This window comes from Sphingobium xenophagum (assembly GCF_031457465.1).
Taxonomy (GTDB): Bacteria; Pseudomonadota; Alphaproteobacteria; order Sphingomonadales; family Sphingomonadaceae; genus Sphingobium; species Sphingobium xenophagum_A.
On the sequence record NZ_JAVDWV010000014.1, the window covers coordinates 112,377 to 138,378 of the forward strand.

Annotated in this window: 24 protein-coding genes and 2 pseudogenes; 12 read left to right on the top strand and 14 right to left on the bottom strand. The window is 64.3% G+C overall.

All coding sequences use genetic code 11. From position 1 onward, the window contains the following. The first annotated feature begins 36 nt into the window (after positions 1-36). Positions 37-1,029 carry an enoyl-CoA hydratase/isomerase family protein gene (locus J2W40_RS15320; protein ID WP_310226342.1) on the top strand — a complete coding sequence of 331 codons (993 nt, stop codon included), beginning with the start codon at positions 37-39 and terminating at the stop codon, positions 1,027-1,029. On the opposite strand, the gene J2W40_RS15325 is transcribed toward J2W40_RS15320, so the two are convergent. The 3 genes from J2W40_RS15325 to J2W40_RS15335 are packed head-to-tail and all read right to left on the bottom strand — an operon-like array spanning position 951 to position 4,537. Further along, positions 951-2,339, bottom strand: coding sequence for an amidohydrolase family protein (locus tag J2W40_RS15325; protein WP_310226344.1), 1,389 nt, complete (start codon positions 2,337-2,339; stop codon positions 951-953). The two genes, J2W40_RS15320 and J2W40_RS15325, sit on opposite strands and share 79 nt — an antisense overlap. Next, on the bottom strand, positions 2,333-3,616 hold the full coding sequence (locus tag J2W40_RS15330) for a CoA transferase (protein ID WP_310226346.1): 1,284 nt from the start codon (positions 3,614-3,616) through the stop codon (positions 2,333-2,335). The genes J2W40_RS15325 and J2W40_RS15330 overlap by 7 nt, the downstream gene beginning before the upstream one ends. Before the next feature lie 9 nt (positions 3,617-3,625). Continuing rightward, entirely contained in the window at positions 3,626-4,537 is a 912-nt protein-coding gene (locus tag J2W40_RS15335; protein WP_310226348.1) for a dienelactone hydrolase family protein, read from the bottom strand. 166 nt (positions 4,538-4,703) lie between these two features. On the opposite strand from J2W40_RS15335, the gene J2W40_RS15340 reads away from it, so the two are divergent. Beyond that, positions 4,704-5,717 (top strand): aldo/keto reductase, encoded by a 1,014-nt coding sequence (locus J2W40_RS15340; protein WP_310226350.1) that lies wholly within the window; start codon positions 4,704-4,706, stop codon positions 5,715-5,717. Between the two features lie 5 nt (positions 5,718-5,722). Here J2W40_RS15340 and J2W40_RS15345 read toward each other — a convergent pair whose 3' ends face one another. The 3 genes from J2W40_RS15345 to J2W40_RS15355 form a co-directional block, all read right to left on the bottom strand. Then, entirely contained in the window at positions 5,723-6,670 is a 948-nt protein-coding gene (locus J2W40_RS15345; protein ID WP_310226352.1) for an acyl-CoA dehydrogenase family protein, read from the bottom strand. Next, positions 6,667-7,860 (bottom strand): acyl-CoA dehydrogenase family protein, encoded by a 1,194-nt coding sequence (locus J2W40_RS15350; protein WP_409050388.1) that lies wholly within the window; start codon positions 7,858-7,860, stop codon positions 6,667-6,669. Before J2W40_RS15350 ends, J2W40_RS15345 begins: the two co-directional genes overlap by 4 nt. A 91-nt stretch (positions 7,861-7,951) precedes the next feature. Then, positions 7,952-8,272: a Rieske (2Fe-2S) protein gene (locus tag J2W40_RS15355; RefSeq protein WP_310226356.1), complete on the bottom strand. Its 321-nt coding sequence runs from the start codon at positions 8,270-8,272 to the stop codon at positions 7,952-7,954. 117 nt (positions 8,273-8,389) lie between these two features. Here J2W40_RS15355 and J2W40_RS15360 point away from each other — a divergent pair, with 117 nt between their 5' ends. Both J2W40_RS15360 and J2W40_RS15365 read left to right on the top strand, forming a co-directional pair. Continuing rightward, on the top strand, positions 8,390-9,535 hold the full coding sequence (locus J2W40_RS15360; protein ID WP_310226358.1) for an acyl-CoA dehydrogenase family protein: 1,146 nt from the start codon (positions 8,390-8,392) through the stop codon (positions 9,533-9,535). Continuing rightward, complete coding sequence (locus J2W40_RS15365; protein WP_310226360.1) at positions 9,535-10,449, top strand: acyl-CoA dehydrogenase family protein; 915 nt, start codon at positions 9,535-9,537, stop codon at positions 10,447-10,449. Before J2W40_RS15360 ends, J2W40_RS15365 begins: the two co-directional genes overlap by 1 nt. A gap of 146 nt (positions 10,450-10,595) precedes the next feature. Here the strand turns inward: J2W40_RS15365 and J2W40_RS15370 are convergent, their stop codons facing one another. Beyond that, positions 10,596-11,993 (bottom strand): aromatic ring-hydroxylating oxygenase subunit alpha, encoded by a 1,398-nt coding sequence (locus J2W40_RS15370; RefSeq protein WP_310226362.1) that lies wholly within the window; start codon positions 11,991-11,993, stop codon positions 10,596-10,598. A gap of 202 nt (positions 11,994-12,195) precedes the next feature. Continuing rightward, positions 12,196-13,398 carry a CaiB/BaiF CoA transferase family protein gene (locus J2W40_RS15375; RefSeq protein ID WP_310226364.1) on the bottom strand — a complete coding sequence of 401 codons (1,203 nt, stop codon included), beginning with the start codon at positions 13,396-13,398 and terminating at the stop codon, positions 12,196-12,198. A gap of 163 nt (positions 13,399-13,561) precedes the next feature. On the opposite strand from J2W40_RS15375, the gene J2W40_RS15380 reads away from it, so the two are divergent. The 7 genes from J2W40_RS15380 to J2W40_RS15410 all read left to right on the top strand — a co-directional run bounded on the left by J2W40_RS15380 (position 13,562) and on the right by J2W40_RS15410 (position 19,809). Then, entirely contained in the window at positions 13,562-14,728 is a 1,167-nt protein-coding gene (locus J2W40_RS15380; protein ID WP_310226366.1) for an acyl-CoA dehydrogenase family protein, read from the top strand. Positions 14,729-14,742: 14 nt separating this feature from the next. Further along, positions 14,743-15,636 carry an HpcH/HpaI aldolase/citrate lyase family protein gene (locus J2W40_RS15385; RefSeq protein ID WP_310226368.1) on the top strand — a complete coding sequence of 298 codons (894 nt, stop codon included), beginning with the start codon at positions 14,743-14,745 and terminating at the stop codon, positions 15,634-15,636. After that, complete coding sequence (locus tag J2W40_RS15390; RefSeq protein ID WP_310226370.1) at positions 15,633-16,895, top strand: acetyl-CoA hydrolase/transferase family protein; 1,263 nt, start codon at positions 15,633-15,635, stop codon at positions 16,893-16,895. The genes J2W40_RS15385 and J2W40_RS15390 overlap by 4 nt, the downstream gene beginning before the upstream one ends. A 170-nt stretch (positions 16,896-17,065) precedes the next feature. Then, positions 17,066-17,833 (top strand): enoyl-CoA hydratase/isomerase family protein, encoded by a 768-nt coding sequence (locus tag J2W40_RS15395; protein ID WP_310226382.1) that lies wholly within the window; start codon positions 17,066-17,068, stop codon positions 17,831-17,833. An 18-nt stretch (positions 17,834-17,851) separates the two neighbouring features. Beyond that, the gene (locus tag J2W40_RS15400; protein ID WP_310226385.1) at positions 17,852-19,183 is read left to right on the top strand and encodes an aromatic ring-hydroxylating oxygenase subunit alpha; all 1,332 of its coding nucleotides are present in this window, start codon (positions 17,852-17,854) and stop codon (positions 19,181-19,183) included. Between the two features lie 51 nt (positions 19,184-19,234). Further along, the gene (locus J2W40_RS15405) at positions 19,235-19,492 is read left to right on the top strand and encodes a ribbon-helix-helix domain-containing protein (protein ID WP_310226386.1); all 258 of its coding nucleotides are present in this window, start codon (positions 19,235-19,237) and stop codon (positions 19,490-19,492) included. Between the two features lie 5 nt (positions 19,493-19,497). Then, entirely contained in the window at positions 19,498-19,809 is a 312-nt protein-coding gene (locus tag J2W40_RS15410; protein ID WP_310226388.1) for a type II toxin-antitoxin system RelE/ParE family toxin, read from the top strand. An 86-nt stretch (positions 19,810-19,895) separates the two neighbouring features. Here the strand turns inward: J2W40_RS15410 and J2W40_RS15415 are convergent, their stop codons facing one another. From J2W40_RS15415 to J2W40_RS15430, 4 genes are all read right to left on the bottom strand, one after another. After that, the gene (locus J2W40_RS15415; protein WP_310226389.1) at positions 19,896-20,741 is read right to left on the bottom strand and encodes a TauD/TfdA dioxygenase family protein; all 846 of its coding nucleotides are present in this window, start codon (positions 20,739-20,741) and stop codon (positions 19,896-19,898) included. A gap of 80 nt (positions 20,742-20,821) precedes the next feature. Then, the gene (locus tag J2W40_RS15420) at positions 20,822-21,397 is read right to left on the bottom strand and encodes a TetR/AcrR family transcriptional regulator (protein ID WP_310226392.1); all 576 of its coding nucleotides are present in this window, start codon (positions 21,395-21,397) and stop codon (positions 20,822-20,824) included. Between the two features lie 67 nt (positions 21,398-21,464). Further along, on the bottom strand, positions 21,465-22,217 hold the full coding sequence (locus tag J2W40_RS15425; protein ID WP_310226394.1) for an SDR family NAD(P)-dependent oxidoreductase: 753 nt from the start codon (positions 22,215-22,217) through the stop codon (positions 21,465-21,467). A 117-nt stretch (positions 22,218-22,334) separates the two neighbouring features. Next, positions 22,335-22,838: a nuclear transport factor 2 family protein gene (locus J2W40_RS15430; protein ID WP_310226396.1), complete on the bottom strand. Its 504-nt coding sequence runs from the start codon at positions 22,836-22,838 to the stop codon at positions 22,335-22,337. Between the two features lie 194 nt (positions 22,839-23,032). Between J2W40_RS15430 and J2W40_RS15435 the strand changes: the two genes are divergently transcribed. Beyond that, positions 23,033-24,496 carry a carboxylesterase/lipase family protein gene (locus tag J2W40_RS15435; RefSeq protein ID WP_310226398.1) on the top strand — a complete coding sequence of 488 codons (1,464 nt, stop codon included), beginning with the start codon at positions 23,033-23,035 and terminating at the stop codon, positions 24,494-24,496. Positions 24,497-24,508: 12 nt separating this feature from the next. On the opposite strand, the pseudogene J2W40_RS15440 reads toward J2W40_RS15435, so the two are convergent. Both J2W40_RS15440 and J2W40_RS15445 read right to left on the bottom strand, forming a co-directional pair. After that, positions 24,509-25,388 (bottom strand): annotated as a pseudogene (locus tag J2W40_RS15440) (amidohydrolase family protein). 108 nt (positions 25,389-25,496) lie between these two features. Further along, positions 25,497-26,002 (bottom strand): annotated as a pseudogene (locus J2W40_RS15445) (PrpF domain-containing protein); the annotation flags it as partial.

The window sequence follows — 26,002 nt, forward strand, 5'->3', positions numbered from 1 at the left end:
CTGGCGTCGCGGGCTGATCCCCCTATAGTCCTGCCCATGGACAAAGGGGGGACCAAGGCAGCGATGATCCTGAGCGCAGATGCGCTGGCCTTGCTGGCGGCAAGTCACCCGGCGCCGGAGGATTTCGGCCCGCGCAGTGAGCGGCCCTGCCTCGCCTTCGCGCTGGCGGGGAGCGATGCGGGGCTGGCGGACTGGCTGTGTGGCCTTCCCTGCCCGGTTGTCGGCGTCGGGGCTGGGCCATTGGCCAGCGCCTGCGATGTCGTGCTGGCGGACGAGACGGGATTGGCGGCGATCATCGCCAATGTCGCGGTGCGGCCCTTTGCGGCGATGCTGTTGGTGCAGCAATTGCGCCTGAGCGAACAATTGCCGATGGCCGCCGCGCTGACGGCCGAGAGCCTGGCATTCGCGACGATACAGCGCGGCGGCGAATTTCTGGCGTGGCGGGCGGGCGCTCCTGCTGCACCGTCGCACGCCGACGAGGCGGGGCCACCGGTGATCGTGGAGATGGAGGGCAGTCGGCTAATGCTGCGCCTCAACCGTCCGGCCAGATTCAACGCGGTCAATGTGGCGATGCGCGATGCCCTGTATGAAGTTTTGCGTGTTGCTCTGCTCGATCCGGCGATCACGACCATCCAACTGTCGGGCGCGGGGCGATGCTTTTCGGTCGGCGGCGATGTGGCGGAATTTGGTCTCAGCCATGACGTGGCCGAAGCCCATTGGGTTCGCACGTTGCGCCTGCCCGCTACCCTGCTCGCACAGCTTGCGCCGCGCGTGACGGCCCATGTCCATGGGGCGGTAGTGGGGGCAGGGGTGGAGATGGCCGCCTTTGCCGGGCGGGTCGAGGCGCGGGCGGATAGCTGGTTTCAATTGCCCGAACTCAAATATGGCTTGCTGCCGGGGGCGGGGGGTACGGTCAGCCTGCCGCGTCGGATCGGGCGGCAGAAGACGGCCTATATGGCGCTGTCGATGCGGCGCATCCCGGCATCGCTGGCGCTCGAATGGGGGTTGGTGGACGCGATCGTGCCATAGACAAGGCGGCCCGCCATCCATGTCGCGCGCACAGTGACGGCGGCGAGATCGGCGCGGGCGGCGGCCCAGTTGCGATCAATCAGGCACAGGTCGGCGCGTTCGCCGACGGCGATCGTGCGCGGCAATGCAGGGGCGTGGGGATGGCCGGTATAGAGGGCCAGCGCCTCTTCGGGCGTCAGCACCTCGTCGGGGCCAAGATCGTCGGGGCGCTGCACGGCGGCAGCCATCGACGTCCAAGGGTTTAATCCGCCAAAGGGCGCGTCGCTGCCCGCCGCCAGCCCCACGCCCGCCGCGCGCAGCCCGCGCAGGCGATAGAGCCAGGGACGATCCTCGGCGGCCACGTCGCGGCGATAGGCATCGCCCCGCTCGGCGATGAAATGCGGTTGCGACACCGCGATCAGCCCCAGCTGCGCCATCCAATCGGCATTGTCTGGCGTCACGATCGCGGCATGTTCGATCCGGTCGCCGACCATCGCGCCTGCTTCCGCGATCGCCGCGAGGGTGACGACCAGTTCGGCCTGGGTCACGCAATGCGACGCGACGGGGCGGTTTGCTGCGTGCGCGCGGGCGACCTCCGCAACCAGTTGATCGAGCGGCGGCAGCTCATGGTCGTGATAATGGAGTTTTACCGCGCCCCGACTGGCTAGGCCGACCGGCGGCGCATCGTCCAGCGTCGGACCACCCATTACCAGCAGATGTTGCGACAGGCCCGCCTGCGCATAGCGCAGATAATCCGCCCGGTCGTTACGCGGCGTAACCTCGGTCAGCCCCGTGACGCCCAGCGCGGCGAGGCGATTGCCGACTGGCCGCAGGTCGAGCGGGGTCACGGGCAGGCGGCCGCGCAGCCAGGCATCGCCATCGATCAGCCGTCCATCGGCAGGCGCGCCGTCGCCCAGTTCGTGCAGCGCGAGGCTGTTGAAGATCCACATCCGCCCACTGCGATGCTGGATACGGACAGGGCGGGCGGGGCCGTTGCGGTCGAGCCAGTGCCGGTCGATCTCGCCCGCTACGCTGGCATGATAGCCCACACCGCGCAGCCAATCGCCGCCCGGCGCATCATGCAAGGCCGCGATCAGCTCCGCCGCATCCCGCACGTCCGGCGGCCCGCAGCGCACGGACATCAGGCTGGCCGCCGTGGCGTTCAGATGAATATGATGATCATGCAGCCCCGGCAGCAACGCGCCGCCACGCGCATCCAGCGTCGGCTCGTCGGGCAGCGGGGGCAGGGCAGGGGCCATCGCCGCTATCACGCCATCGGCCAGGCGGACATCGCAGCGCTGGCCGTCTATGTCCGCATCGCGGATCAGCATGACGCCAGCACCCGGTCATTGTCCGCACCCGGCAGTGCCGCCGTGCCGACCGGTGCGCGCAAAGGATAAAGCGGCGCATCGTCGGCTTGCGCCTGCGCTTGCCAGTCGCGCAACAGGGCAGGGGCGGCATGGCCCGCATGGCAGGCAAACGCGGTGGTGTTCGCCAGCGACAGCGCGATCAGCCCGGCCTGCCCCTGTTGCCATGCCGCCAGCGCGGCGAGCGCGGCATGCAGCCCCGTCAGCGGATCAGCGATGGCATCACCCGCGAACAGTGCTTCGCCCCATCCTTCGGCCATGATCGCGGCCAGGCCACCCGCCACCGCCGCATCGTCGCCAAAGCCGACCCGGTCCGGGTCGTCATGCGCGGTAAGGCCGATCCAGATCGCGCCGCGCGCCACTTCGGCGTCGCGATCAATCTCCAATTGGCGCAGCGCACGAGGGCGCGAGGCCTCGATCACGATGTCTGCCTGTGCAACCAGCGCGGCCAGCGCGCGCCGGTCCGCTTCGTCCCGGAAGTCGAGCGCGACGCTCGCCTTGCCCGCATTGAGCAGGTCGTAGAAACCGCCATGCCCCGATCGCGCCCCGTCGAGCCGGGTGCGGCTCTCGACCTTGATCACCTGCGCGCCCGCCAACGCCAGCAGCGATCCGCACAAGGGACCGGCCCAGAGCGAAGACAGGTCGACGACCAAGGGCGGGCGATCAGGCGCGGTGCGGGCGGATCGAAGAATCGGGAAGAGCCGGGCAGGGGGGTGGGGTGGTGCCATGGCAGCGATGGCCATGCTCATCTCGACCCCGCGCGCCAGCAGCGCCGCACTGCTACACCCCGCAGCTGCCCGTTCTATCGCGGCCCAGGCTGACAGGTCAGCCGCATGGTCAGCGAGCAGGATCGGCAGCAGGTCGCGGTCCGCCTCCCGCGCCAGGTTGAGCGCGACCTCGCCATCACTGACCCGCATCAATCGACAGGACCGGTTGGCCGACATTCGCCCCCCGCGCGTGAGGCCCAGCAATCGCGCGCGCTCGCCCAGCAGCAGCGCGCCGTTCAGCGGCCAGGATACGTCCGGTACGATAGCGCGCAGGGCCATCATCACGCCGTCCGCGGCGCTGGCCAGCGCCGCGGGGCAGACGAGCGCCGGGCCATCGGCGCGGCCCGTCACCGCCATCAGCCCGGAGCGCCGCCAGGCCAGCGGCGCGGGATCGGCCCGACCATCCAGCGCCACATCCTCCAGCCCCAGTTGCGCCAGCAGCCCGCGCGCATAGGTCGTGGCGGCGTCCGTCACGAAGGCGGCTCAGCCAAGCGTCCGGCGAAACAGCGCCAGTGTCCGCGCCCAGGCGAGGTCTGCCGCCGCCTTGTCGAAACGCGGCGTGGTATCATTGTTGAACCCATGCTCCGCGCCGTCATAGATATGGGCGGTGTAGCGTATCCCGGCCTGTTTCAGTGCCGCCTCATAATCGGGCCAGGCCGCATTGGTGCGCGTATCGTTGCCGCCATAATGGATCAGCAATGGTGCCTTGATCTTGGGCACATCGGCCAAGGTCGGCGGACTGCCATAGAAGGGCACCGCTGCGCGCAGATCGGGCAGGCGCGTCGCCAGCATATTGGCGATCCAGCCGCCAAAGCAGAAGCCGACGGCGGCGATCTTGCCATTGCTGCCCGTCATCGTGCGCGCATGGGTGGCCGCCGCGACGAAATCCTCGCCGATTTTGTTACGATCCAGCGTCGCAAAGGCGGTACGCGCCTTGTCCTCATCGCCCGGATAGCCGCCGATCGTCGTCAGCGCATCGGGCGCGACCGCCATATAGCCATCGACCGCGAGCCGCCGCGCAATATCCTCGATATGCGGATTGAGCCCGCGATTTTCATGCGCGACGATGATGACCGGCAGCTTTGCCCCCGCCTTGCCCGCAGGCCGCGCGACATAGGCGCGCACCGTGCCATGGCCATCGGGCGAGGCGATATCGACATGGCTGATCGCAATCCGCTTGTCGTCGGGCTTGATTACCTGCCCGCGCGCGAAATCGGGACTGAGCGCGGCGAGCGTCGCGGTGGCCGCCACGGTGCCGCCGACATGCAGGGCGCATTGATTAAGGAAGCCGCGCCGGTCGATCGCGCCATGCACATAGGCGTCGAACAGGTCCAGCACCGCGCGCGGAAAGGCGGCCGCTCCTATCCTGTCTCCATTGCCTGCGTCCTGCGTCATCGCACTATCCTTCCGTTCCAAGCCCCTGCCGCCGACTATCGCCGCCTTTCCTGCCCAAGCCAATAGGCTGTGCCCCATGATGCAACCTTATCGCCCCGCTGGCCCAGAGCGCGAAGCCCCGCTAAGGGGAGGGCCACGTCAACGGACACAGGATAACGCCTCGCTCATGAGCCTATTGCCCTCGCCCCGCACTGTCGGTCCCTTTACGGTCAAGGCCATCGGCCTTGGCTGCATGAACCTCAGCCACGCCTATCTGCCCCGGCCCGACGCGCAACAGGCCGTGCGGCTGCTGCGCCATGCGCTTGATGTCGGCGTCGATTTCTTCGATACCGCCGCGCTTTACGGGTTCGGCGCGAACGAGGAATTGCTGGGCCGCACGCTGATGCATCGGCGCGATGCCTTCACGCTGGCCAGCAAATGCGTGCTGGGTGGCAAGGACGGGCAGCGTGGCATTGACGGATCGCCAGCGGCCATCACCGCGACGCTGGAGGATTCGCTGCGGCGGCTACAGGTCGAGCATATCGACCTCTATTATCTCCACCGGCTCGACCCCAATGTCCCGATCGAGGAGTCGGTCGGTGCGCTGGCTCGTGCCGTCGAAGCGGGCAAGATCGGCGCGATCGGTCTGTCGGAAATGTCCGCCGCGACCCTGCGCCGTGCCCATGCGGTGCATCCGATCGCGGCGATGCAGACCGAATATTCGCCCTGGACCCGCAATGCCGAAGTCGCGGTGCTGGATGCGTGCGGCGACCTTGGCGTTGCCTTCGTCGCCTTCTCGCCGGTCGCGCGCGGCGTGCTGGCGGGCGGGGTCGGCGCGGACGGCGTGCCGGAAGGCGATATCCGCGCCGCCATGCCGCGGTTTCAATCGCCCCATTTCGAACGCAATATGGAATTGGCCGCTGCCTTTGGCGCGATCGCGGCGGACGCTGGCTGTACCATGGCGCAGCTCAGCCTCGCCTGGGTATTGTCGCGGCGTCCTTGGGTGATTGCGATCCCCGGCACGACCAGCATCGCCCATCTGGACGAGGATCTGGCGACGCTGACGCTCGACCTGTCCGCCGATACGCTGGCGGCGGTCGATGCGCTGTTCACCTTCGAAGCGGTGTCCGGCCCGCGCTATCAGCGCGCGGCGCAGGCGCAGGTGGACACCGAAACCTGGGACGGCGAACCGATGGCGTGAAGGCGTCAGGCGGCGAGCAGGCGCCGCCCGGCGGCTTCCTCCCAATGGTCCGCGTCGCCGCCCAGCGCGGCGTTCAGCGTCGCGCGCTTGAGGAACAGGTGACAGGGATGCTCCATGGTGAGGCCGATGCCGCCATGGAGCTGGATTGCTTCCTCCGCGATCACGCGATAGACGGTGGCGGCATGGGCCTTCATCGCGCCCATGCTGATCGCATCGGCATCGCTCTCGTCGGCGCGCGCCCAAAACAACGCTTCCGCCGCCACCAGCGCGGTCTTCATGTCAGCGACGCGGTGCTTGAGCGCCTGGAACAGGGCCAGCGGCCGGTCGAACTGTCGCCGCGTTTCGAGATAGTCGATCGTCATGCGGAGCGCCGCATCCGCTCCGCCCAGGCTGTCGGCTGCGAGGGCCAGGCTGCGCAGCGCCGACAGGCGATTGCCGAGCGCCAGCGCCGCTTCCCCTTGCGCCAGCACTATGCCTTCCTTCTCACCGGCATCGACATCGAACAGCCGCCGCGTCTTGTCCCACGTCGCCCGCGCCGTCAGGCCAAGGCCTTTCATCGGCAGCAGCGCCACCCGCTCCGGCTCGACCAACAGCAAATGGCTGGCCCGGTCGGCATCGGGCACGGCGGTCAGGCCTTCGCTCAGCGACGCGGTCATCAGCTCGCCCGCCATCGCCCGGCCGAGCAATTCATCCTGCCCGCCAGCCGCGCTGAGCGCTTCGATGACCAACATCTGCGCAATCGTCGGCCCCGCCACCAATGTCCGCCCCAGCGCCTGATGGATCACCCCCACTGCCTCGCGGCCAAGGCCCAGCCCGCCCTGATCCTCCGGCACGGCCATCATCAGCCATCCCATGTCGGTTATCAGGGTCCAGCGCTGCGCTGCGTCGGGGGTCAGGTCGCCGTCGAACGCCTTGGCTGCCGCGTCCTGCAATTCGCTCCGCGTCATGCTCATGCCGCGCTCTCCTTCAAGGTCCAGCTTTTGGGTTCGCGCGGCATCCCCAGCAGCCGCTCGGCGATGATGTTGCGCTGCACTTCGTCGCTGCCGCCCGCGATCGTCCAGGCATAGCTGTTCATGAAATCGGCCATCCAATTGCCGGTTTCCATGCCGCCGCCAAAGGTGATCGGCGCATGATATTGGGCGTCCAGCCCCCCGATCCGCAGCCCAAGCGCCGTAAAGTCGCGCAGCGTGCGGGAATAGGCGAGCTTGACGATGGAGGCATCGCCAACCAGTTCCTGTCCGGCAATGCGATTGGCCAGGAACTGGTCGGCAACCGCGCAGGTTGCGTCGATTTTCGATGCCAGCTTGCCCAGGTCGCGCAAAATCCCCGCATCGTCCGCCCGGCCTTGCGTGCGGATCATGTCTGCAATCCGCCACATCGCCCCGTGCATGCGCGCGCTCAACTCCAGCAGCGTCAGCCCGCGCTCGGACGACAGGGTCGATTGCGCCACGGCCCAGCCTTGGCCTTCTTCGCCCAGCCGATTGGCCACCGGAATCTCGACATTGTCGAGGAAGATTTCGGCAAATTCCTCGTCGCCGTGGATCTGGTGAATAGGCCGCGCGGTGACCCCCGCTGCCTTCAAATCCAGCAGCAAATAGGTCAGCCCCGCCTGCTTGACCCCTTCATTGCTGGTCCGCACCAGCAGGAGGCATTGGTCGGCAAATTGCCCCATGGTCGACCAGAGCTTTTGCCCGTTGACGACATAGACGTCGCCTTTCCGCTCCGCTCGTGTGCGCAACGCGGCAAGGTCCGACCCCGCGCCCGGCTCCGAAAAACCCTGGCACCAGATTTCGCCCTCCAGGATGCGGGGGATATAGCGCTGCTGCTGTTCCGCGCTGCCCCATTCGAACAAGGTCGATGCGGCATGATAGGTGGACATGAAGGACAGCAGCAGCCGCGGCGTATCGGCGCGGGCAAACTCCTCATAGATCACTTTCTGCTCGGCCAGCGACCGCCCGCCGCCCGGCCAGCCTTCGGGCCAATGCGGCACCGCATAGCCACCCTTCACCAGCGTCGCGAACCAGCTGCGTTGCATGGTGAGAAAGGCGGCTTCGCTCGTACTGCGCGCGCGCCAATTCCTTGGCGCATGAATGGCGAGCCATTCGCGAACCTCCTGCCGCAAGCCGTCCAATGCGTCGCTCAAGTCCCGTGCCTCCACAAAATAGGCATCAGCTAGGCCGCAAGTGGTGCCGTCCGCGCAAGGGGCGCACCCGCAATATCCCCAAGGCGATGGCCTAGATCGCGACCTCGATCATCCCGTCCACCACGCGCACGGCATAGGTGGCAATGGGGTCGCTGGCGGGGCCAGTCAGTGCTTCGCCTGTTTCCAGGTCGAACCGCGCACCATGCGCCGGGCAGGCGATCCACCCCAGCCGCATCCGCCCGCAGGCCAGCGGCTCCTGCGCATGGGAGCACATATTGTCGAGCGCATGGATGCGCCCCTCGAAATGGCAGAGCATGATCGACTGGCCAGCTACTTCCACCGCATGGACGCTGCCATCGGCGATATCGGCCAGCGGCAGCAGGGGAATGTAAGAGGCGGCGTCTGTGTCCATGCCTTTGCATGGTACCGCTCCGCCGCTCTTGTCCAAGCCCGCCTTTGCCATATCACCGGGGCGTTCTCTTGGGCGGTCGTCTATTCTCGCCCTGCGGCATCCCGTAATCACTGGCTCATGGACTTTGCATGGACAGATCAGGAAACGGCCTTCCGCGCCCGGCTGCGCGCGCTGCTGGCCGATACGCTGCCGGACGATTGGGAGTGTTTCTCGCAGCACGGCCCGGCCTCGCCCGCGCTGACCCGCTATGCCGAAAGTTTTTGCGGCACGCTGGCGGAGCAAGGCTTGCTGATCCCGCATTGGCCGGTCGCATTGGGCGGGCAGGGGCTGGACCCCTGGCACCAGACGATCCTGGCCGAAGAAATGTGGATCGCGGGCGAACCGCGCGGCGGCCAATATATGAACGTCAACTGGATCGGCCCGACGCTGATCCGCTACGGCTCGCCCGATCAGCAGGCGCGCTATCTGCCGCCGATCGCGGAAGGCAAGGCGCTGTGGTGCCAGGGCTTTTCCGAGCCCGGCTCCGGCTCCGACCTCGCCTCGCTCCGCACCCGTGCGGAACGGGACGGCGACGTTTATCGCGTGACGGGCCAGAAGATCTGGACCAGCTATGCAGGGTTGGCCGACACCTGTTTCCTCGTCTGCCGCACCAGCGATGACCGCAAGCGCGGCATCTCCATCCTGCTGGTGCCGATGGACACGCCCGGCATCACCGTCCGGCAAATCCCCTCGCTGATCGGCGAAGGCGATATTCATGAAGTGTTTTTCGATGACGTCACCGTGCCGGTCACCGCGCGTCTGGGCGATGAGGGCCAGGCGTGGGAGATTATCGGCTATTCGCTGACCAATGAACGGCTGGGCATCCCCCGCTACGCGCTGGCCCGCGCCGCGCTAGACCGTGCCGTGGCGGTGCTGAAGGAGCAGGGAGAGTTCGATGGCGAAGCGGTGAGGATCGAAGCTGCCCATGCGGCCGCGCTCACCGAAGCGGCCCGCATGGCGAGCTACGCCATTGTCGATCGCCGGGCCAAGGGCGAAGCGATCGGCGCGGAATCCAGCTCCGCCCGCTTTGCTACCGTCATGGCCGAGCGGCGGGTGTGCGAATTTATCGTCGAATATCTGCCCGAAGCGCTGGCCGACGCGCACCCCTATCTCAAAATGCACCATCAGCGCGGCATCGTTGCCGGGATCGCGGCGGGGGCGGCGGAAATCCAGCTCAACATCATCGCCACCGATGTCCTTAAATTGCCCAGGGAGCCGCGCTGATGGATCTGTCGCTCACCGACGACCAGGTCGCGATCCTCGACGCGATCGACACGCTGACCCGGCCCTATGCAGGCGCATCGCTGCATGAAGCAGGCTTTGCTTTGCCGGACGCACAGTTGAACCGCGAACTGGCCGAAGGCGGCTTCCTCGACATCGGTTTTGATCCCGATCTGGGTGCAGTCTCCGCCGCGCTGGTCGTGGAACGGCTCGCCCGCTTGCCGCAAACGGTGGAAGCCGCCGCCAGCGCGCTGATCCGCCCGCTATTGGGCGATGATCTGCCGCGTCCGCTCTGCCTCGTCGAAGACGGCCGCACGACCCGCCCCATCCGCTTCCTGTGCGAAGGCGCGACCGTGCTGATTGTCGGTCGATCCGGCGTTTCGACCTTCACCGCCACGGCAGAGCAGGTCCGCCCTGAACCCGAAGCGCTCTATGGCTATCCCATGGCCACGCTGATCGCCACGCCCGCCGACCGCATTAGCCATGCCGTTTCTGCCGAGGACATCCTGACCCGCTGGCGCATCGCGCTCGCCGCCGAAGCTGCTGGCCTGCTCGCCGCCGCACTCGATAGCACGGTCGCCCATGTCACTGACCGCCAGCAATTCGGCCGCCCGCTCGCCACTTTCCAGGCGCTACGCCACCGGCTGGCAGAGGCGCAGGTGCGCGCCAACGGCGTGCGTTGGCTGGCGCTCAAAGCCGCCGCCACGCTCGACCCCGCCGACGCTGCGCTGGCCGCGCTTCATGCGCAGGAATCCGCCCGCGCCACCGTCTATGATTTCCACCAATTTTTCGGCGCGATGGGCGTGACGCTCGAACATCCGCTCCACCTGTGGACCTATCGCCTCAAGGCGCTGATCAGCGATCTTGGCGGACGGGGCGGGCAAGCGCTTGCTGCAGCTGATGCGCTCTGGGGCTGAGCCATATTAACCCAGCCCGTTCGTCCTGAGTAGCCGCTGAGCTTGTCGAAGCGGCGTATCGAAGGATGCGTATGGGCGCGATGCTTCGATACAGGCCTTCGACTTCGCTCAGTCCCTACTCAGCACGAACGGAGTAGGGTGCGTTTCTAAAACCCCAGATCCAATATCGGCCCGTCGAAATTCCCCGCCAGTTTCTGCGTCCCCGCGCTCAGCTTTTCCGGCTCCACGCCCTTCAGATAGCCGTCGATGATCCGCTGATAGTTGGAAATCAGCCCTTCAATGTCCTTCGACAATCGCATGAAGTCGAAGCCCTGGGCGTGCAGACCCTTCTGCTGGATCGGGATATTGCTGTAATCCTGACGCGGGATCATCGGGAACTGGTCGCTGTCATAGGGCAGCGTCACGGCTTCCATCACCGGCTGCGGCTCCTGGCCTTCGGGGAAGTGGGTCAGCGACCATAGCTCGAACATACAGCTTTCCGGTCCCAGCGGGCGGATGCGATAGGCGGCCATGCTCGACAGGAATGGCAGCAGGAAATAATTGGGGAAGATGAACTCCACCGCTTTCACCGGCGTATTGACCGCAATGTGATTGAGGTCGGGCGCCGGTTCGCCCCGCGCCAGCCCCGCCTGCGTCACGCAATGGTTGAGCGTGCCGAACCACTGCATGATCGCCTGGCCCGGATCGTCGGGCAATTCGACGTCGATCAGCGTGCGCGCCACCGCCACATCCTTGGCGTGGCACATGCCCGCCATGCCATCGCTCAACAATTGCAGATGGTCGACCTGATCGACGATATTGTCGCGCATCGACCGGTTGGGGTTGATCGGCACACCAATCCCGCCCGTGTCCATGCCATACATCATATTATAGAGGATCGGCACCTTCTGCTGCAATTGCGGGTGCGTGCGCATGACATGATAGCCCTCCATGAAGGCTTCCATCGCGGTCTTCCAGTTGGCGGGCAGCACCGTGGCGAATTGCCATTCGGCGCGCATCTTGTCGGCATTGTAGGCGTCCAGACCCGCCGCCAGCGGCCCCAATTGCTGCCGGAATCCTGGCGCATCATCATCGAAATTGATGAACACGCAGCCCATCTCGATTTCGCTGCGGCACGGGCGCAGCGCCAGATCGGCTTCGTCCAACTGCCCCTCGCTGAACAGATGGCGGCCATAGACGAAGGTGTTTTTCCCCTCGATATTCCAGCGCCAGCCATGGAAGGGGCAGATGAACCCCTTGCCCTTGCAATTGCCATGGCTCCCCTCGGTCAGCGGCACGCCACGATGGCGACAGGCATTGTGAAAGGCGCGAATGCCATCCTTGGTCCGCACGATGATGACCGACTGGCCAAGGTTGCTATATTCGATCCAGTCGCCGACTTCGGGCACCTGCTCGACCCGGCACGCCATCTGCCAGACATGCGGCCATAATTGCTCGCACTCGCGCTGGTAGAATGCCTCGTCATAATAGCGCGGCGTGGGAATGCGTTCGGGATCGGTAATCTCGAACGGAACCGATGTCGTCGCTGCCAAATCCTCTGCCATGTCACCCTGTCCGCTACTAGTTTTGAGGGCGAAGGGTAAAGGCTGGGGAGGGGCGTTCAAGACGGATCGGGCCGCCGCCCCGCTTCATCGCCGTGGCGGTGGAAATCTGAAAATCCTCCCCCAGCGGGGGAGGGGGACCGCGCGCGAAGCGCGTGGTGGAGGGGTGTCGTCCTCTCGATAGGGCGACACCCCTCCGTCAGGGCTACGCCCTGCCACCTGCCCTGCCAGGGGAGGAATGGCGTAATTCCCCCCGCACCGCATCCCCATGCGCGCCCAGCCCCGGCGCACCGCCCGCAACCTTCCCCGGCGTCGCGGAAAACCAGGTCGGAACGCCGGGAAAGCGCACCGCGCCATGCTCGGTCTCCAACGTCTCGAAAAAGCCGATGGCGTTCAGATGGTCATTCTCGAACAGCTCATCCGTCGTCCGCAAGGGTGCCGCGGGAATATGCAGCGATGCCAGCAGATCCAGCCATTCCTGCGTCGTGCGCTGCGCGAATGTCCCGCCCAGCAATCCATAGACCCGGTCGATCTGCTTGGCTCGCTTGGGCAAGCTGTCAAACTCCGCGCTCGCCCATTCCGGCCGCACCGCGCCGATAAAGGCGTTCCAATGCTTGTCATTATAGACCAGCGCCGCGATATGCCCGTCCTTGGTCGCATAGGGTTTGCGGTTGCGTGCGACGACGCGGTGATAATGGGCCGGGCCGATCGGCGGATCGAACATCGCGCCGCTGGCATGTTCGGTCAGCATGAAGGCGGCCATCGTCTCGAACATGCCCACTTCCACTTCCTGCCCCTCGCCGGTGCGCTCGCGGTGGAACAGCGCCATCATCGTGGCGTACAGGCCGGTCAGTCCCGCCACCTTGTCGGCGATGATCGTTGCCATGAAATCGGGCTTGCCGGTCATCAGCGCCTGTAGATGCGGGATGCCGCATTCGGCCTGGATGGTATCGTCATAGGCGGGCTTATCGGCTTCTGGCCCGCGCCGACTATAGCCATAGCAATTGGTGTAGACGATGTCGGGCTTGATCGCCTTGACCGCCGCATAGTCGAACCCCAGCCGGGCGATCGCCTTGCCGCGCATCGAATGGATGAAGATGTCAGCCGTCGCGATCAGCGCGCGCAGCACATCCTTGTCCGCCTCGCTGGTCAGATCCAGCACGATGCTGCGCTTGCCGCGATTGACGTTGGTGAACACGCCGCCCAGGTCCGGCGCATTGCCGTCATTGATATAGCGGGTCTGGTCGCCACCGCCCGGCGGTTCCACCTTGATGACATCCGCGCCCATATCGGCCATGATCTGCGTCGCATAGGGGCCAAAGACCATCGCGGTCAGATCGACCACCCGCACGCCTGTCAGCGGCCCGCCATGCCCCTTTGGCTCGCCCATGTCTCTCTCCTGTTCCATGCCGTCGGGCTAGGACAGGCGGCGCGGTGACGCCATGGCCAACCACTTCGCCCCACCGATATGTCGAATGTTGAACAGCCGTTCGATTGTGCGCCTTATCCCCCGCTGATACCCAAAAGGCCGACACTCAGGACCGCCCGTTGCGGCAATCGGGACCAGAAACGTGGATTTTGCCTTTACCGACGACCAGCAGAATATTCGGGACGCCGTGCTGGCCCAATGCAGCCAGTTCAGCGACGATTATTGGCTCGCGCGCGATCGGGATGCCCAATATCCGGTCGAATTTCATACCGCGATGGCGCAGGCGGGCTGGCTGGGCGTCGCCATGCCGGAATCGGTCGGCGGCGCTGGCCTTGGCATCACCGAAGCGGCCATCATGATGCAGGCGGTGGCCGAAGCGGGCGGCGGCATGACGGCGGCCTCCACCATCCATGGCCCGGTATTCAGCCTCGAACCCATCGCCCTGTTCGGCACCGAGGAACAGAAGCAGCGGATGATCCCGCCGATCCTGTCGGGCGCGGAAAAAATGTGCTTTGCCGTCACCGAACCCAATACCGGGCTGGACACGACCAAGCTCAAGACCCGCGCTGTGCGCGAAGCGGGCGGCTATCGCGTCAATGGCGAAAAGATCTGGATCACCAACGCCCATGTCGCCGACCGGATGATGCTGCTTGCACGGACGACCCCGATCGATGACGTGGAGAACAAGACCCACGGCCTGTCGCTTTTCTATACCAAGCTCGATCGCGATAGAATCGAGCATCAGCTGATCCCAAAGATGGGCCGTCATGCCGTCGGCTCCAACATGCTGTTCATCAACGACCTCTTCATCCCCGAAGAAGATCGCATCGGCGAAGAGGGGCAGGGCTTCCGCATCATCCTGAAAGGGTTGAACCCCGAACGCATTTTACTCGCGGCCGAAGCGGTGGGCATTGGCCGCAACGCGATCCAGCGTGCCGCCCGCTATGCCCGCGAACGCATCGTGTTCGACCGGCCGATCGGCATGAATCAGGGAATCCAGCATCCGCTCGCCAAATGCTGGGCGCAATTGGAAGCCGCCAATCTGATGGTGATGCAGGCCGCGACCAAATTCGACAAGGGCGAGGAATGTGGCGTCGAAGCGAACGCAGGCAAATATCTCGCCGCCGAATTTGCGTTCGAGGCCTGCCATACCGCCATGCTGACGTTGGGTGGGATGGGCTATGCCCAGGAATATCATGTCGAACGGCTGTTGCGCGAAGTGCTGATTCCGCGCACCGCGCCGGTCAGTCCGCATATGATCCTTAACTTTCTCGCCGAAAAAGTGTTGGACTTGCCCAAATCCTACTGACCGGAGAGAAGATCATGTCCACACCAGCCAACCTCTCGATCAAGATGCGCTCCTGGCTGTTCGCGCCGGGCGACAGCGAGAAGAAGATGGCCAAGGCCGCCGACAGCGCTGCGGATATCGTGCTGTTCGATCTGGAAGATGCCGTCACGACCGACAACAAGGTGTGGGCCCGCCAACTCGTCCACGATTGTCTCGCCAGCCGCACCGAAGGCCGGGACCGTTTGTGGGTCCGGGTCAATCCGCTGGACGGTCCCTATACGCTGCTTGATCTTGCCGCGATCATGCCTGCGCGCCCCGGTGGCATCATGCTGCCCAAAGTCGATGGGCGGCATGATGTGGAGCGGCTCGATCATTATCTCTCCGCGCTCGAAGTCGCCAACGGCATTGATGAAGGCTCCACCCCGCTGATCGTGCTGGTCACCGAAACGGCGCAAGCCATGTTCCATACCGGCGATTATAAGGGCGCGCCGCGCGTCGTCGCGCTCACCTGGGGCGCGGAGGATCTGGCCGACTCGATCGGTGCCAGCAATAACCGCAATGATGATGGCAGCTATGGCTTCACCTATGAATTGGCGCGCTCCATGTGCCTGCTCGGCGCAGCGGCCGCCGGCGTCACCGCGATCGAAACGATCCAGGGCGATTTCCGAGATCTCGAAGGGTTGAAGGCCCGTGCGGAAAAAGTACGGCGTGATGGCTATCGCGGCATGCTGGCGATCCACCCGGCGCAGGTCGATGTGATCAACGCTGCCTTCACCCCTACCGAGGAAGAAATATCGAATGCGCTTGAAGTTGTTGATATATTTGCGAAAAATCCGGGCGTCGGCGCGATCGGCTATAAGGGCGGGATGCTCGATCGTCCCCATCTCAGCCGCGCTGAGTATTTACTCAGACAAGTAGGGCGATTGTGAAAAGCGAAACCAGTGTCCGCTTCGCTGTACACTTAAAGGCCGGCGACCACATCGTCATCGGCCAGGCCTGTGGCGAACCCACGACTCTGGTCGAGGCGCTGATCGACCAGGGCCGCGACATTCCGGGCCTGTCCGCCTTTATCGCCACTAGCTTTTCCGGCCTCTTCACGCCCGCCACCGCCGACAGCTTCGCCCTGTCCAGCATGGGCGCGATCGGTGCGCTGCGGTCGATGACCAAGGCGGGCAAGCTCCAGGTCATTCCCGTCCATGTCAGCCAGGTCGGCCCGCTCATCACCGCCGGGATCATCCCTTGCGACGTGGCGCTGATCCAGGTCAGCCCGGCGGATGAGCATGGCCATCATAGCTGCGGCCTGATCAGCGATTATGTTCGCGCTGCCGTGGACAAGGCGCGGGTCGTCATCGCCGAAATCAACGAAGCGGTCCCCTTCACGCCGGGCGAAACCATCCCGGCCTCGGCGATCGACGTCGCCATCCCCGTCAACCGGCCGCCGGTCGAAGTCGCGCCCGCCGCGATCGGCCCGACCGACGAAGCGATTGCCCGCCACTGTGCCGCTTATATCGGCGACGGCGCGGTGATCCAGACAGGGGTTGGAGCCGTCCCCGACGCGATCCTGCGCCTGCTGCACGACCGCAAGGATCTGGGCGTTCATTCCGGCATGCTGGGCGATGGCCTTGTCGAATTGGTGGAGGCAGGCGTCATCACCAACGCCCGCAAGGAAGTCGATCCCGGCGTCTCGATCAACGGCGCGCTCATCGGCACGAAGCGCCTCTACGACTGGGCGCACCGCAACCCGGCGATCCGCATGTGTGCGACCAGCTATACCCATGACGCCGCGATATTGGGCCGCCTCTCGCGCCTAGTTACGATCAATAGCGCGCTGGAGGTGGACCTGACCGGACAGGTCAATGCCGAACAATCGGGCGCGGCCTATCTTGGCGGGACGGGCGGACAGGTGGACTTCGTCCGCGCGGGAGCGCGCTCGCCCGGTGGCCGCTCGATCATCGCGTTGTCAGCGTCGGCCAAGGGCGGCACGCTCAGCAAGGTCGTCGCCCAGCTCTCCGGCCCGGTCACCACCGCCCGTACCGACGTCGATGTCGTCGTCACCGAATATGGCGCGGCCGAACTCAAGGGGCAAAGCCTCGCCGAGCGCACCCGCCGCCTGATCGCCATCGCCCATCCCGACTTTCGCGAGGAACTGCACAGGGCCGCCCATGTCATCACGCAAAGGGGATTTTAGATGATCACGCGGAGGCGCGGAGACGCGGAGAGTAGATGGAGTGCCGCAGGCTTGGAAGCAGGCCTTTCTTGCCTGTGGAGAGATCAGACCGGCTTCGCCGCTCAGGCTTCTTCTCTGCGCCTCCGCGCCTCCGCGCGAACCCTCTCCTTTTCCAGCATCGAAGCCCGCCCATGACCGACGCCGTCCTCTTCGACGCCCGCGCCGATGGCATTGCCGTCCTGACGATCAACCGCCCTGACCAGCGCAATTGCCTCAGCCGCGATGTCCGCGAAGGCTTGCGTGCGGCATGGGACAGGTTCGAAACGGACCCGGCGCTGCGCGTCGCCATCCTGACAGGATCGGGCGACAAGGCCTTCTGCGCGGGTGGCGACCTCAAGGAAATGGTCGAAACCGGCATGACCGTTCCGCCGCGCGCCATGTTCCCGCTCCCTTACGACACGATCGAACTGAGCAAGCCCACGATCGCCGCCGTCAACGGCGTTGCCTTTGCAGGCGGCTGGATGATCGCACAGGCCTGCGACCTGTGCGTCGCCAGTAGCACCGCGCGCTTTGCCATCACCGAAGTCAAGGTCGGCCGATCCTCCCCTTGGGCGTCCCCGCTCATCCACATGATCCCGCAGCGGATCATGATGGAGATCATCCTGACCGGCAAACCGATCACTGCGCAGCGCGCTTATGAGATCGGTCTCGTCAACCGCCTGGCCGAACCCGAAGCACTGCTGGACGCCGCCATCGCGCTTGCCGCCGAAATATTGGACGGCGCGCCTTTGTCGGTGAAGGCGGGCCACGACACGGTGATGCTGGCGACCGAGATGGGCCGCTCCGCTGCCCTCCAGGCCGCCCGTGCCGCGTCGGAATACACCTACCAAAGCGAAGACGCACAGGAAGGCCCGCGCGCCTTCGCGGAAAAACGCCCGCCCCGGTGGCAGGGCCGATAGATGACAAGCGAGGATGCCATGACAGATCTGACACAGCCGGTCACCGTCCCGGTCGATGCCTATATATCGCCCGATTATGCCCGCGCCGAACAGGACCGGTTATGGCGCAAGGTCTGGCTGCAGGCCGCCCGGTTGGAGGACATTCCCAATATCGGCGATTTCGTGACCTACGATATCCTTGAAGACTCGGTCATCGTCATGCGCACCGGCCCGGACGAACTGCGTGCCTTCCACAATGTCTGCCCGCATCGTGGCCGCCGTCTGATCGACACGCCGGCGGGCGCTCGCAACGCACGCGGCAACCGGACGAGCATCATCTGCGGCTTCCACGGCTGGACCTTCGATCGGGCCGGGCAATGCACCTTCGTCAACCATCAGGATGATTGGCAGGGCAAGCTGACCGCGGAACGCACCGCGCTGGGCAAGGTACGGGTCGACACATGGGGCGGCTGGGCATGGATCAGCCTTGGTCCCGACGGGGAGTCGCTGACCGACTATCTGGGCGTCGTGCCGGGCATGCTCGACCCCTTCGGCCTCCAGAATATGCGCTATCGCTGGCGCAAATGGATCATCTTCGACTGCAACTGGAAAGTCGCGCTCGAAGCCTTCAGCGAAACCTATCATGTCCAGACCACCCACCCCGAATTCAATGCCTTCGGCGAATTTCGCGGCTGGGCGCGCCAACATGGCCTGCACAGCAATATCGGCTATGACGCGCCCAAGAATATGGACGAAAACCAGGCCAAACTGCGTGTCGGATCGGGCGAAGATCCGCGCCTCTCGACGGCGGAGATGCAGCTCTTCACCTGGGAAAATGCCAACACCAATACGACCATGACGCTGGTCAACGCGGCGCAGCGGTTGAAGGACGAACTGCCCGAAGGCACGCCCGCGCCCCAAGTGCTACAGCACTGGTTGGCCACCGCCCGCGCCGACGACGCAAAGCGCGGCGTCATCTGGCCGGTGGTCGAACCATCCCATACTGCCAAGAGCGGCACCGCCTGGCAGATCTTCCCTAATTTCCAGATCGGCCACGCCGTCAACAACATGCTCTGCTATTCGGCCCGTCCCTATCAGGGCGATCCCGACAAATGCATTTTCGAGGCAGCGGTATTCGAGTTGTTTCCCGACGGCGAAGCGCCGACGACCGAGTGGGAATATACCAAACCGGAGGAATGGCCGCCGGTCCTGCAACAGGATTTCACCAACATGGCTGCCGTCCAGCAGGGCATGAAGAATATCGGCTTCCGAGGCACCCAGCCCAACCCCTATATGGAGCGTTCGGTCGCCAGCCTGCATCAGAATCTGGCGCGTTACATGGGCACAGGCGCACCGCTGCTGGTCGAGTGACATGCTTGCCCTGTCCTCGATATCCCCTATATTGAGGACAGGGAGTTAGCGATGTCCAAACCCATGACGCTCAACGTCCGTGTAAGCGGCGTGCTCAGCGAATTTGTCGCCGCCAATGTCGGCGAGGCCGGAGCCTATGACAATGTCAGTGAATATGTTCGCGACTTGATCCGTCGCGACAAGGAGCGGGTGGAAGCCGACCACTTCATCCGGCTGAAAGCTGAACTGACCCGCGCCTTTGCCGCACCGGAATCCAGCTATCAGACGTTGGACGCCGATGCGGTCATTGCCCGCAACCGTCGCTCCTAAAACGCATGGTCTCATTCCGCGTACAGGAAGCAGCAGGTCGCCGTCTCGACGACATCTATATCTATACCCGCGATACATGGGGCGAAGCCCAGGCGGATCACTATATCCGCGGGCTGTTCAGCACATTTGAAGCGATTGCCGGGCGGGCCGTAGCATGGCGGACCATCCCGGCCGAATTCGGGATAGAGGGCTATTATTGCCGATTTGAACGCCATTATATCTATTGGCGGCTGTTGTCGGACGAGGCCATCGGCATTGTCACCATCCTCCAAGAACGGATGCACCAGGTAGATCGCTTTCGCGAGGATCTCGGTTAACGAGGTTGTGCCGATAGAAGCGCATGAAAAAGGCCCGCTGCGGTCTCCCGGAAGCAGGCCTTGATCCTGTCGGGCATGAAGCCGTCTTATTCGAACGGCTCTTCGCCCTGCAACTTGGTGCGATGCATCATGCGGTTGGAGCTAGGATCATAGGCCTCGGCGCGGTGCATGGTGCCGGTATTGTCCCATATCACGAGGTCGCCCACGCTCCATTCATGGCTATAGCTGAATTCTTCCTGCGTTGCCCATTCACGAAGCCCAACCAGAATTTTCGCACTTTCCATGGGGGGCACGTCTTTGACACGATGTGCGGTGCAGCCAAGGACCAGCGACTTGCGGCCCGACTTGTGATTCCACACCAGCGGTAGCTCATTCTCGCCAATCCGCTGCATCCCCTCAATCTTGGCGAGGCTGGGTTCGGGCTCATAATAGAAGACCGTCGCCCATACCGAATGGATCACGCGCAATTTCTCATATTCCGCTTTCTGTGCGTCGCTCAGCGCTTCATAGGCGGCATAGGTGTTGCAAAAGCCGGTATTGCCGCCCCAGGGCGCCTTGACCTTGCACGACAGCAGCGACGCCAGGATCGGCGTGTCGTTCATCGTGCCGTCGATATGCCAGTAAAGCGAGCCTTTGAGATATTCGGCGCTCTGCGGGTTTTCCTTCACGTCCAGCGTGATCTTGTGAATCTTGTGGTTGGTGCCGTCCTGCATTTCGGGCGCGAACGTGCCGAGCGTCTTGGTGAAGGCGATCTGTTCGTCGTCGTCGAAATCGATCTTGGGAAAGACCAGAACGCCGCGCTGTTCCAGCAGCTCGCGGAGCTGCGGTCCCAGATCGCCCGCCAGCAGTTCCGCCTTGCTGTTCAAAATGCGGCTACCGATGTTCGGCTTGATCTCTTCATGCGCCATGCGCGTGATTGCGGTGCTTGCCATGTCCGACTCTCCTCAGTCTTCCCTGTGTCTTGAACACATGTTCAGCATGGGGTCGAAAAAAAGTCAACATATCTCATTTTTCAGGCGAGGAGCGTATCCAGCCAGCGTTCGACCGCCTGGCGCGCATCGTCATGCCCGGCGCTGACGTCCAGACCCTTTTCCATGACCAACGCCCGTCCTGCACTCGCGAGCAGCACGCTCATGGCCGCAGCCGTCATGCCTTGCTCGGCCAGTTTCGGACCGAGCAGCCGGTCGAGACAGGCGGTCTGGCGCGCGCGCATCGCTTCGCTGTGGCGCGTGATTTCTGCGCGGATCGCTTTGCGGTGATTGGCCAGCGCGACAAACTCCATCGCCAGCGCGGTGCGGCTGGTATCGGTAAAGAAATGCCACAGCGCACGCACCGGATCGTCGCTGGCCAGCGCCTGGTCGATCATCGCGTCACTTTGCTGCGCGCCGCGCCGGAATACGGCGAGCAGCAGGTCATCGGTGGTGGGGAAATAATAATGCACCAGCGATGGCGGCAATTCCGCGCGCAGGGCAACGCGCCGCGAACTGGCGGCGGCATAGCCTTCATCGCGGATCACCTGTTCGGCAGCGTCGACGATGCGGGCGCGGGTTTCGGAGCTCTCGGCTCCAATGCGACGTTTCTGGACCATGGTGCCAGCATAAGAGCCGATGGCGCGCACGCAAGGCGCTTGGGGCACGGCTGTCCTCTGTTCGGGCTTAATGCGATCCCATATAGCGGCCGCCGTTGGTGCTGATCGTCTGGCCGGTAATGTAGCTGGCCTCCTCCGATGCCAGATAGGCGCAGGCGGCGGCAATATCCTCCGGCTTACCCACCCGCTTCATCGGCAGGGTCTGAGCAAAAGCATCGACGTCGATCGGTGCCGCGCGCAGCATGGGCGTGTCGATGAAGCCAGGCGGCACCATGTTGAACGTCACGCCGCTGGCGGCGAATTCCAATGCCAGCGCCTTGGTCATGCCCATCAACCCGCCCTTGGACGAGACATAATGGCCCTGGGCAAAGGAACCGGACTGGACCGAGGAGGAGGTGATGTTGATCACACGGCCCCATTGGGCGGCGAGCATGTCGGGCAAGACTTCCTTAGTCAGCAGATACGGTCCGCGCAGGTTGATGTGGATGACCTTGTCGAACAGGGCGTCGTCAATCTCCATGAACGGGGTAAAGGGCGCGATGCCGGCATTGTTGACAAGGATGGCGACGGGGCCGAGCGTGGCGCGCGTTTCCTCCGCCGCAGCGTGAATGGCGGCCTTGTCCGAACAGTCGGCGGCGATGGCAATGGCGGTGCCACCGGCATCCCTGATCATCTGTGCGGTTTCGGCGGCACCGTCGGCATTGATGTCCCAAATGGCGATCTTCGCCGTATCTTCGGCCAGTCGGATGGCGATGGCCCGCCCGATGCCCGACCCCGCGCCCGTCACCACCGCGACCTTGCCATTGAGAGAGCGTGTCATCGAAAAATCCTTCCTGCCATGCCGACCATTTCGTCGTTTGAACGGGTGATCAACATCGCTGCCGACCCTGTCAAGCAAGGCCTGGTTTGATCGCCTCGGCGAACCGGCGGCGCAGCGTCAATGCCGCGCGAACAGCGCCGCAGGCAGCACGGCGTAGGTTGCGTCCTGGGTGGGATCAGGCTTATCGCCATGATCGTCGGCCGGAAGCAGCAGCTTCATGTCGAACTGGACGTCGCGCCGCGCGAACAGCCAGCGGCCGTTTTCCTTGCGATAATTATCCACATAGCGGACGCTTTGGACGTCATGCGCGAGGCCACCCTTGCCATCGGGGATCAGGTGCCAGGCGATGGCGTAGACTTCACCTTGCGCCGTGTCGCCATCGACGCTGACCAGATGATTGCAGATATGGTGACTGCCGATATGCATGTGGGGCAGCGACCGTTCGAGAAAGGCGTAGTAGTTCGTGACCGGGCCGCTCGAATAAGGGCCGTGATTGTCGATCGCATCGTCCGTGTAGAGCGTGCGCAGCAGCGCGAGATCCTTGCGATCGACGCCACGCGAATAAAGCTGCGCCAGCTGTCGTATCTCTTCCTTGGCGACCAGTTCTGCAAGCGCTTCCATATCGTCTCTCCTGTGATTTTGGGCGAGGCTAGCTGCAAAACTTCGCGTTCGTCAGCCTTCTTGGATGTGCGCGACGTCCGACCAGCCCGATATCGGTACGGCGATCCACTGCATGAACAAAAGCGTGTTGGGCGGGCGATGATGGTGCGATAGGCGTGATGCGGTGCGAAGTCGTCGCAGGAGAGGGGAGTGCCATGAACAATCAGGTCGTCGCTACGCAGTCTGGTCTCGTTCGCGGGTCAAGCGCCCAAGGCGCACGGCGCTGGCTGGGCATACCCTATGCGCAGGCCGCCCGCTTTACCGCGCCTGTCGCGGCCCCGACATGGGCCGACGTGCGCGATGCGACCGTACCGGGTCCGCAATGCCCACAAATGTATGGCAACGCGGCAAAGCGCGCGCGGATCGCCCAGCCGGATTTTTCCGAAGATTGTCTTACTGTCAACATCTACGCACCGGACGATCTGGGCGAAGATGAACGTCTGCCCGTCTATGTCTGGATTCACGGCGGGGCTTTCGTCGCGGGCAGCGGCAACAGCTATGACGGCTCCCAACTCGCACGCGATGGACGGATCATCGTCGTCACGATCAATTATCGCGTCGGTGTACTGGGTTTCGTAAATCTTGGGGCCGCGCTGAATAGCGCAGATATGCCCTCCAACCTCGGCGTGCGCGACCAGATTTCTGCACTGACATGGGTGCAGAACAACATCGCCGCATTTGGGGGTAACCCTGATCGGGTGACGATCGGCGGGCAATCCGCCGGGTCAATGTCTGTCTCGCTGCTGCTGCACATCCCGGCAGCGCGGCCACTGTTTCAGCAGGCGATCATGCAGAGCGGTGCCGTAAGCCTGATCCATAGTCAGGCGAAGAGCGAGGCAATTGGCCGCCAATATGCCGCCGCATTGGGTGCAGGGGGACGCGACCTTGCGGCACTACAGGCGCTGGATTTGCACAGCCTCTTTGAGGCGCAGGCGTCTGTTGGCGCGGCCAACCCGGGGACTATTCCCGCATCGCCCTGGCTGGACGGCGATCTGGTGCCAGGGACGCTCGCGGCCATTCAGGAGGCAGAGGCCGCGCCAGTGCCGTTGCTGGCGGGAGCGACGCGCGACGAGGTGCGATTGTTCGAGTTGATGCCCGGCGATATTCTGCCAACCAGTTGGTCCGCGCTGGAAACGCTGTTGCACGGGCAATTGGGGGTGGAACAAGCGCAGGCGATATTGGCCACCTATCCGCGCAGCAAGGCGGGGCGGCGGGCGCTGGCCAGTGACCTGACGTTCGTCATGCCGACCCGTCATTTCGCTGATCGCCATGCTGCGCACAGCCCGACTTGGTTCTACCGCTTCGATTATGCGCACCCCATCGCCGGGGCGACCCATGGGCTCGACCTCACACTGACCTGGCCGATGCACGGGTTGCGCGCCACGCTGGCGCGGGGGGGACGGATGACCGGGCAGCGTGCCGCCTTGGGCCAAAGGATGACGCGGCATATTGCCCATTTCGTGCGGCATGGCAGGCCGGAGGAGGATTGGCCCGCCTATGATGCCGCCCAAGGCGAAGTAAAGATATTCAACCTGGTCGATCGGGTCGAAGCCCGGCCCGATGCGGATCGCTGGCACGCATGGGCGGGGCAGGACGTGGGCGTCGGGCTGGTCGCCTGACGCCATAGTCTGTCAGGCGGTCTGTTCCTCCGGCCAATAAAGCTTCATCGGATTGTCGATCAGCAATTTGCGTTGCAATTCTGCTGTTGGTGCGATGCGTGGGATCATGTCGACCAGATGCCCGTCGTCGGGGATGGCGTCCTGCATATTGGGGTGCGGCCAGTCAGTGCCCCATAGCACGCGGTCCTGATAGTCGGCGACCAGCGGCGCGACGGCATCGGCGAAGGCGTTCCATGGGGCACCACTGGCATCGAGGCGGTCGGGACAGGTCGCCTTGAACCAAATGTCGTCGCGGGAATCGAGAAAGGTGCGAAAGGCCTTCATATCCGCGCCGTCCGGCCCCTGGGAAACGTCGGGGCGGCCCATATGGTCGATCACCAGCGGCACGGGTATGGCGTCCATGAAGGGACGCAGCTCTTCCAATATGTCCGCCTCGAAATAGATGACGACATGCCAGCCTACAGGCAGGCGGCTGGCGACTTCGAGGAATTTATCCTTGGGGGCGTCATCGACCAAGCGCTTGAGGAAATTGAAGCGGATGCCGCGGATGCCGCCGTCGTGCAGGGCGGCAAGCTCTGCGTCCGAGATCGCCGGATCGACCACGGCGACGCCTCGCGCCTTGCCATTCGACTTGGCGATGGCGTCGAGCGTGGCGGCATTGTCGGTGCCGTGGCAGCTCGCCTGGACGATGACGTTGCGGGCAAAGCCGAGATGATCGCGCAGGGCGAACAGCATGTCCGGCCCGGCATCTTCGGGCAGATATTTCGCCTTCGCGCTGAACGGGAGGTCCGTCATCGGCCCGAACACATGGCAGTGCGCGTCGATCGCGCCGGGGGGGCGGGGTGTAGAGCGGTTTGGACGGGTTGCCGTGCCAGGAGACGATCCGAGTCATATCCTAAAACTCCGTTCGCCCTGAGCCTGTCGAACCGTAGGTCGGCGAAGCCAACGGCTGTTTTTCTTTGAGAAACGTGGAGGGCTTCGACAGGCTCAGCCCGAACGGTCAGGAAAAAATCTCTCCATCCATCAGCTTGCGGGCGGTGCGCAGCATGGCGGCGCTGGTGACGGTGCCGTTTTCATCCAGTTCCATGACGCAGGTGGTTTCACCGGTGGGATGTTCTACCGACAACGTCTTGCGAGGACCGTCGGGGATGTTGGCGACTTCGGCCGCCGACGAGCCTTCGATCAGGCAGGCCGTCGCGACGCTGACCGCGCCCAGCACGCCGATCGACGCATGGGTGCGGCGCTGCCGGGGACGCCGTCGATGCGAGCATCGCCATCATAGCGGACGATGCCGCCGGGGGTCTGGACCGTGGCGATGGCGACCCGCGTTTCGTCCTGCTGCGCGGCGACGAGGCCGCGCTCGATGGCGAAGGGACCGATCCTGGCGAGGATATTGCCGCAATTTTGCGCATCGCTGACGATCGCCTGATCGACGAAGACCTGCAGGAAGAGATAGTCGATATCGACGCCATCCCTGGCAGATTTCTTCACCACCGCGACCTTGCT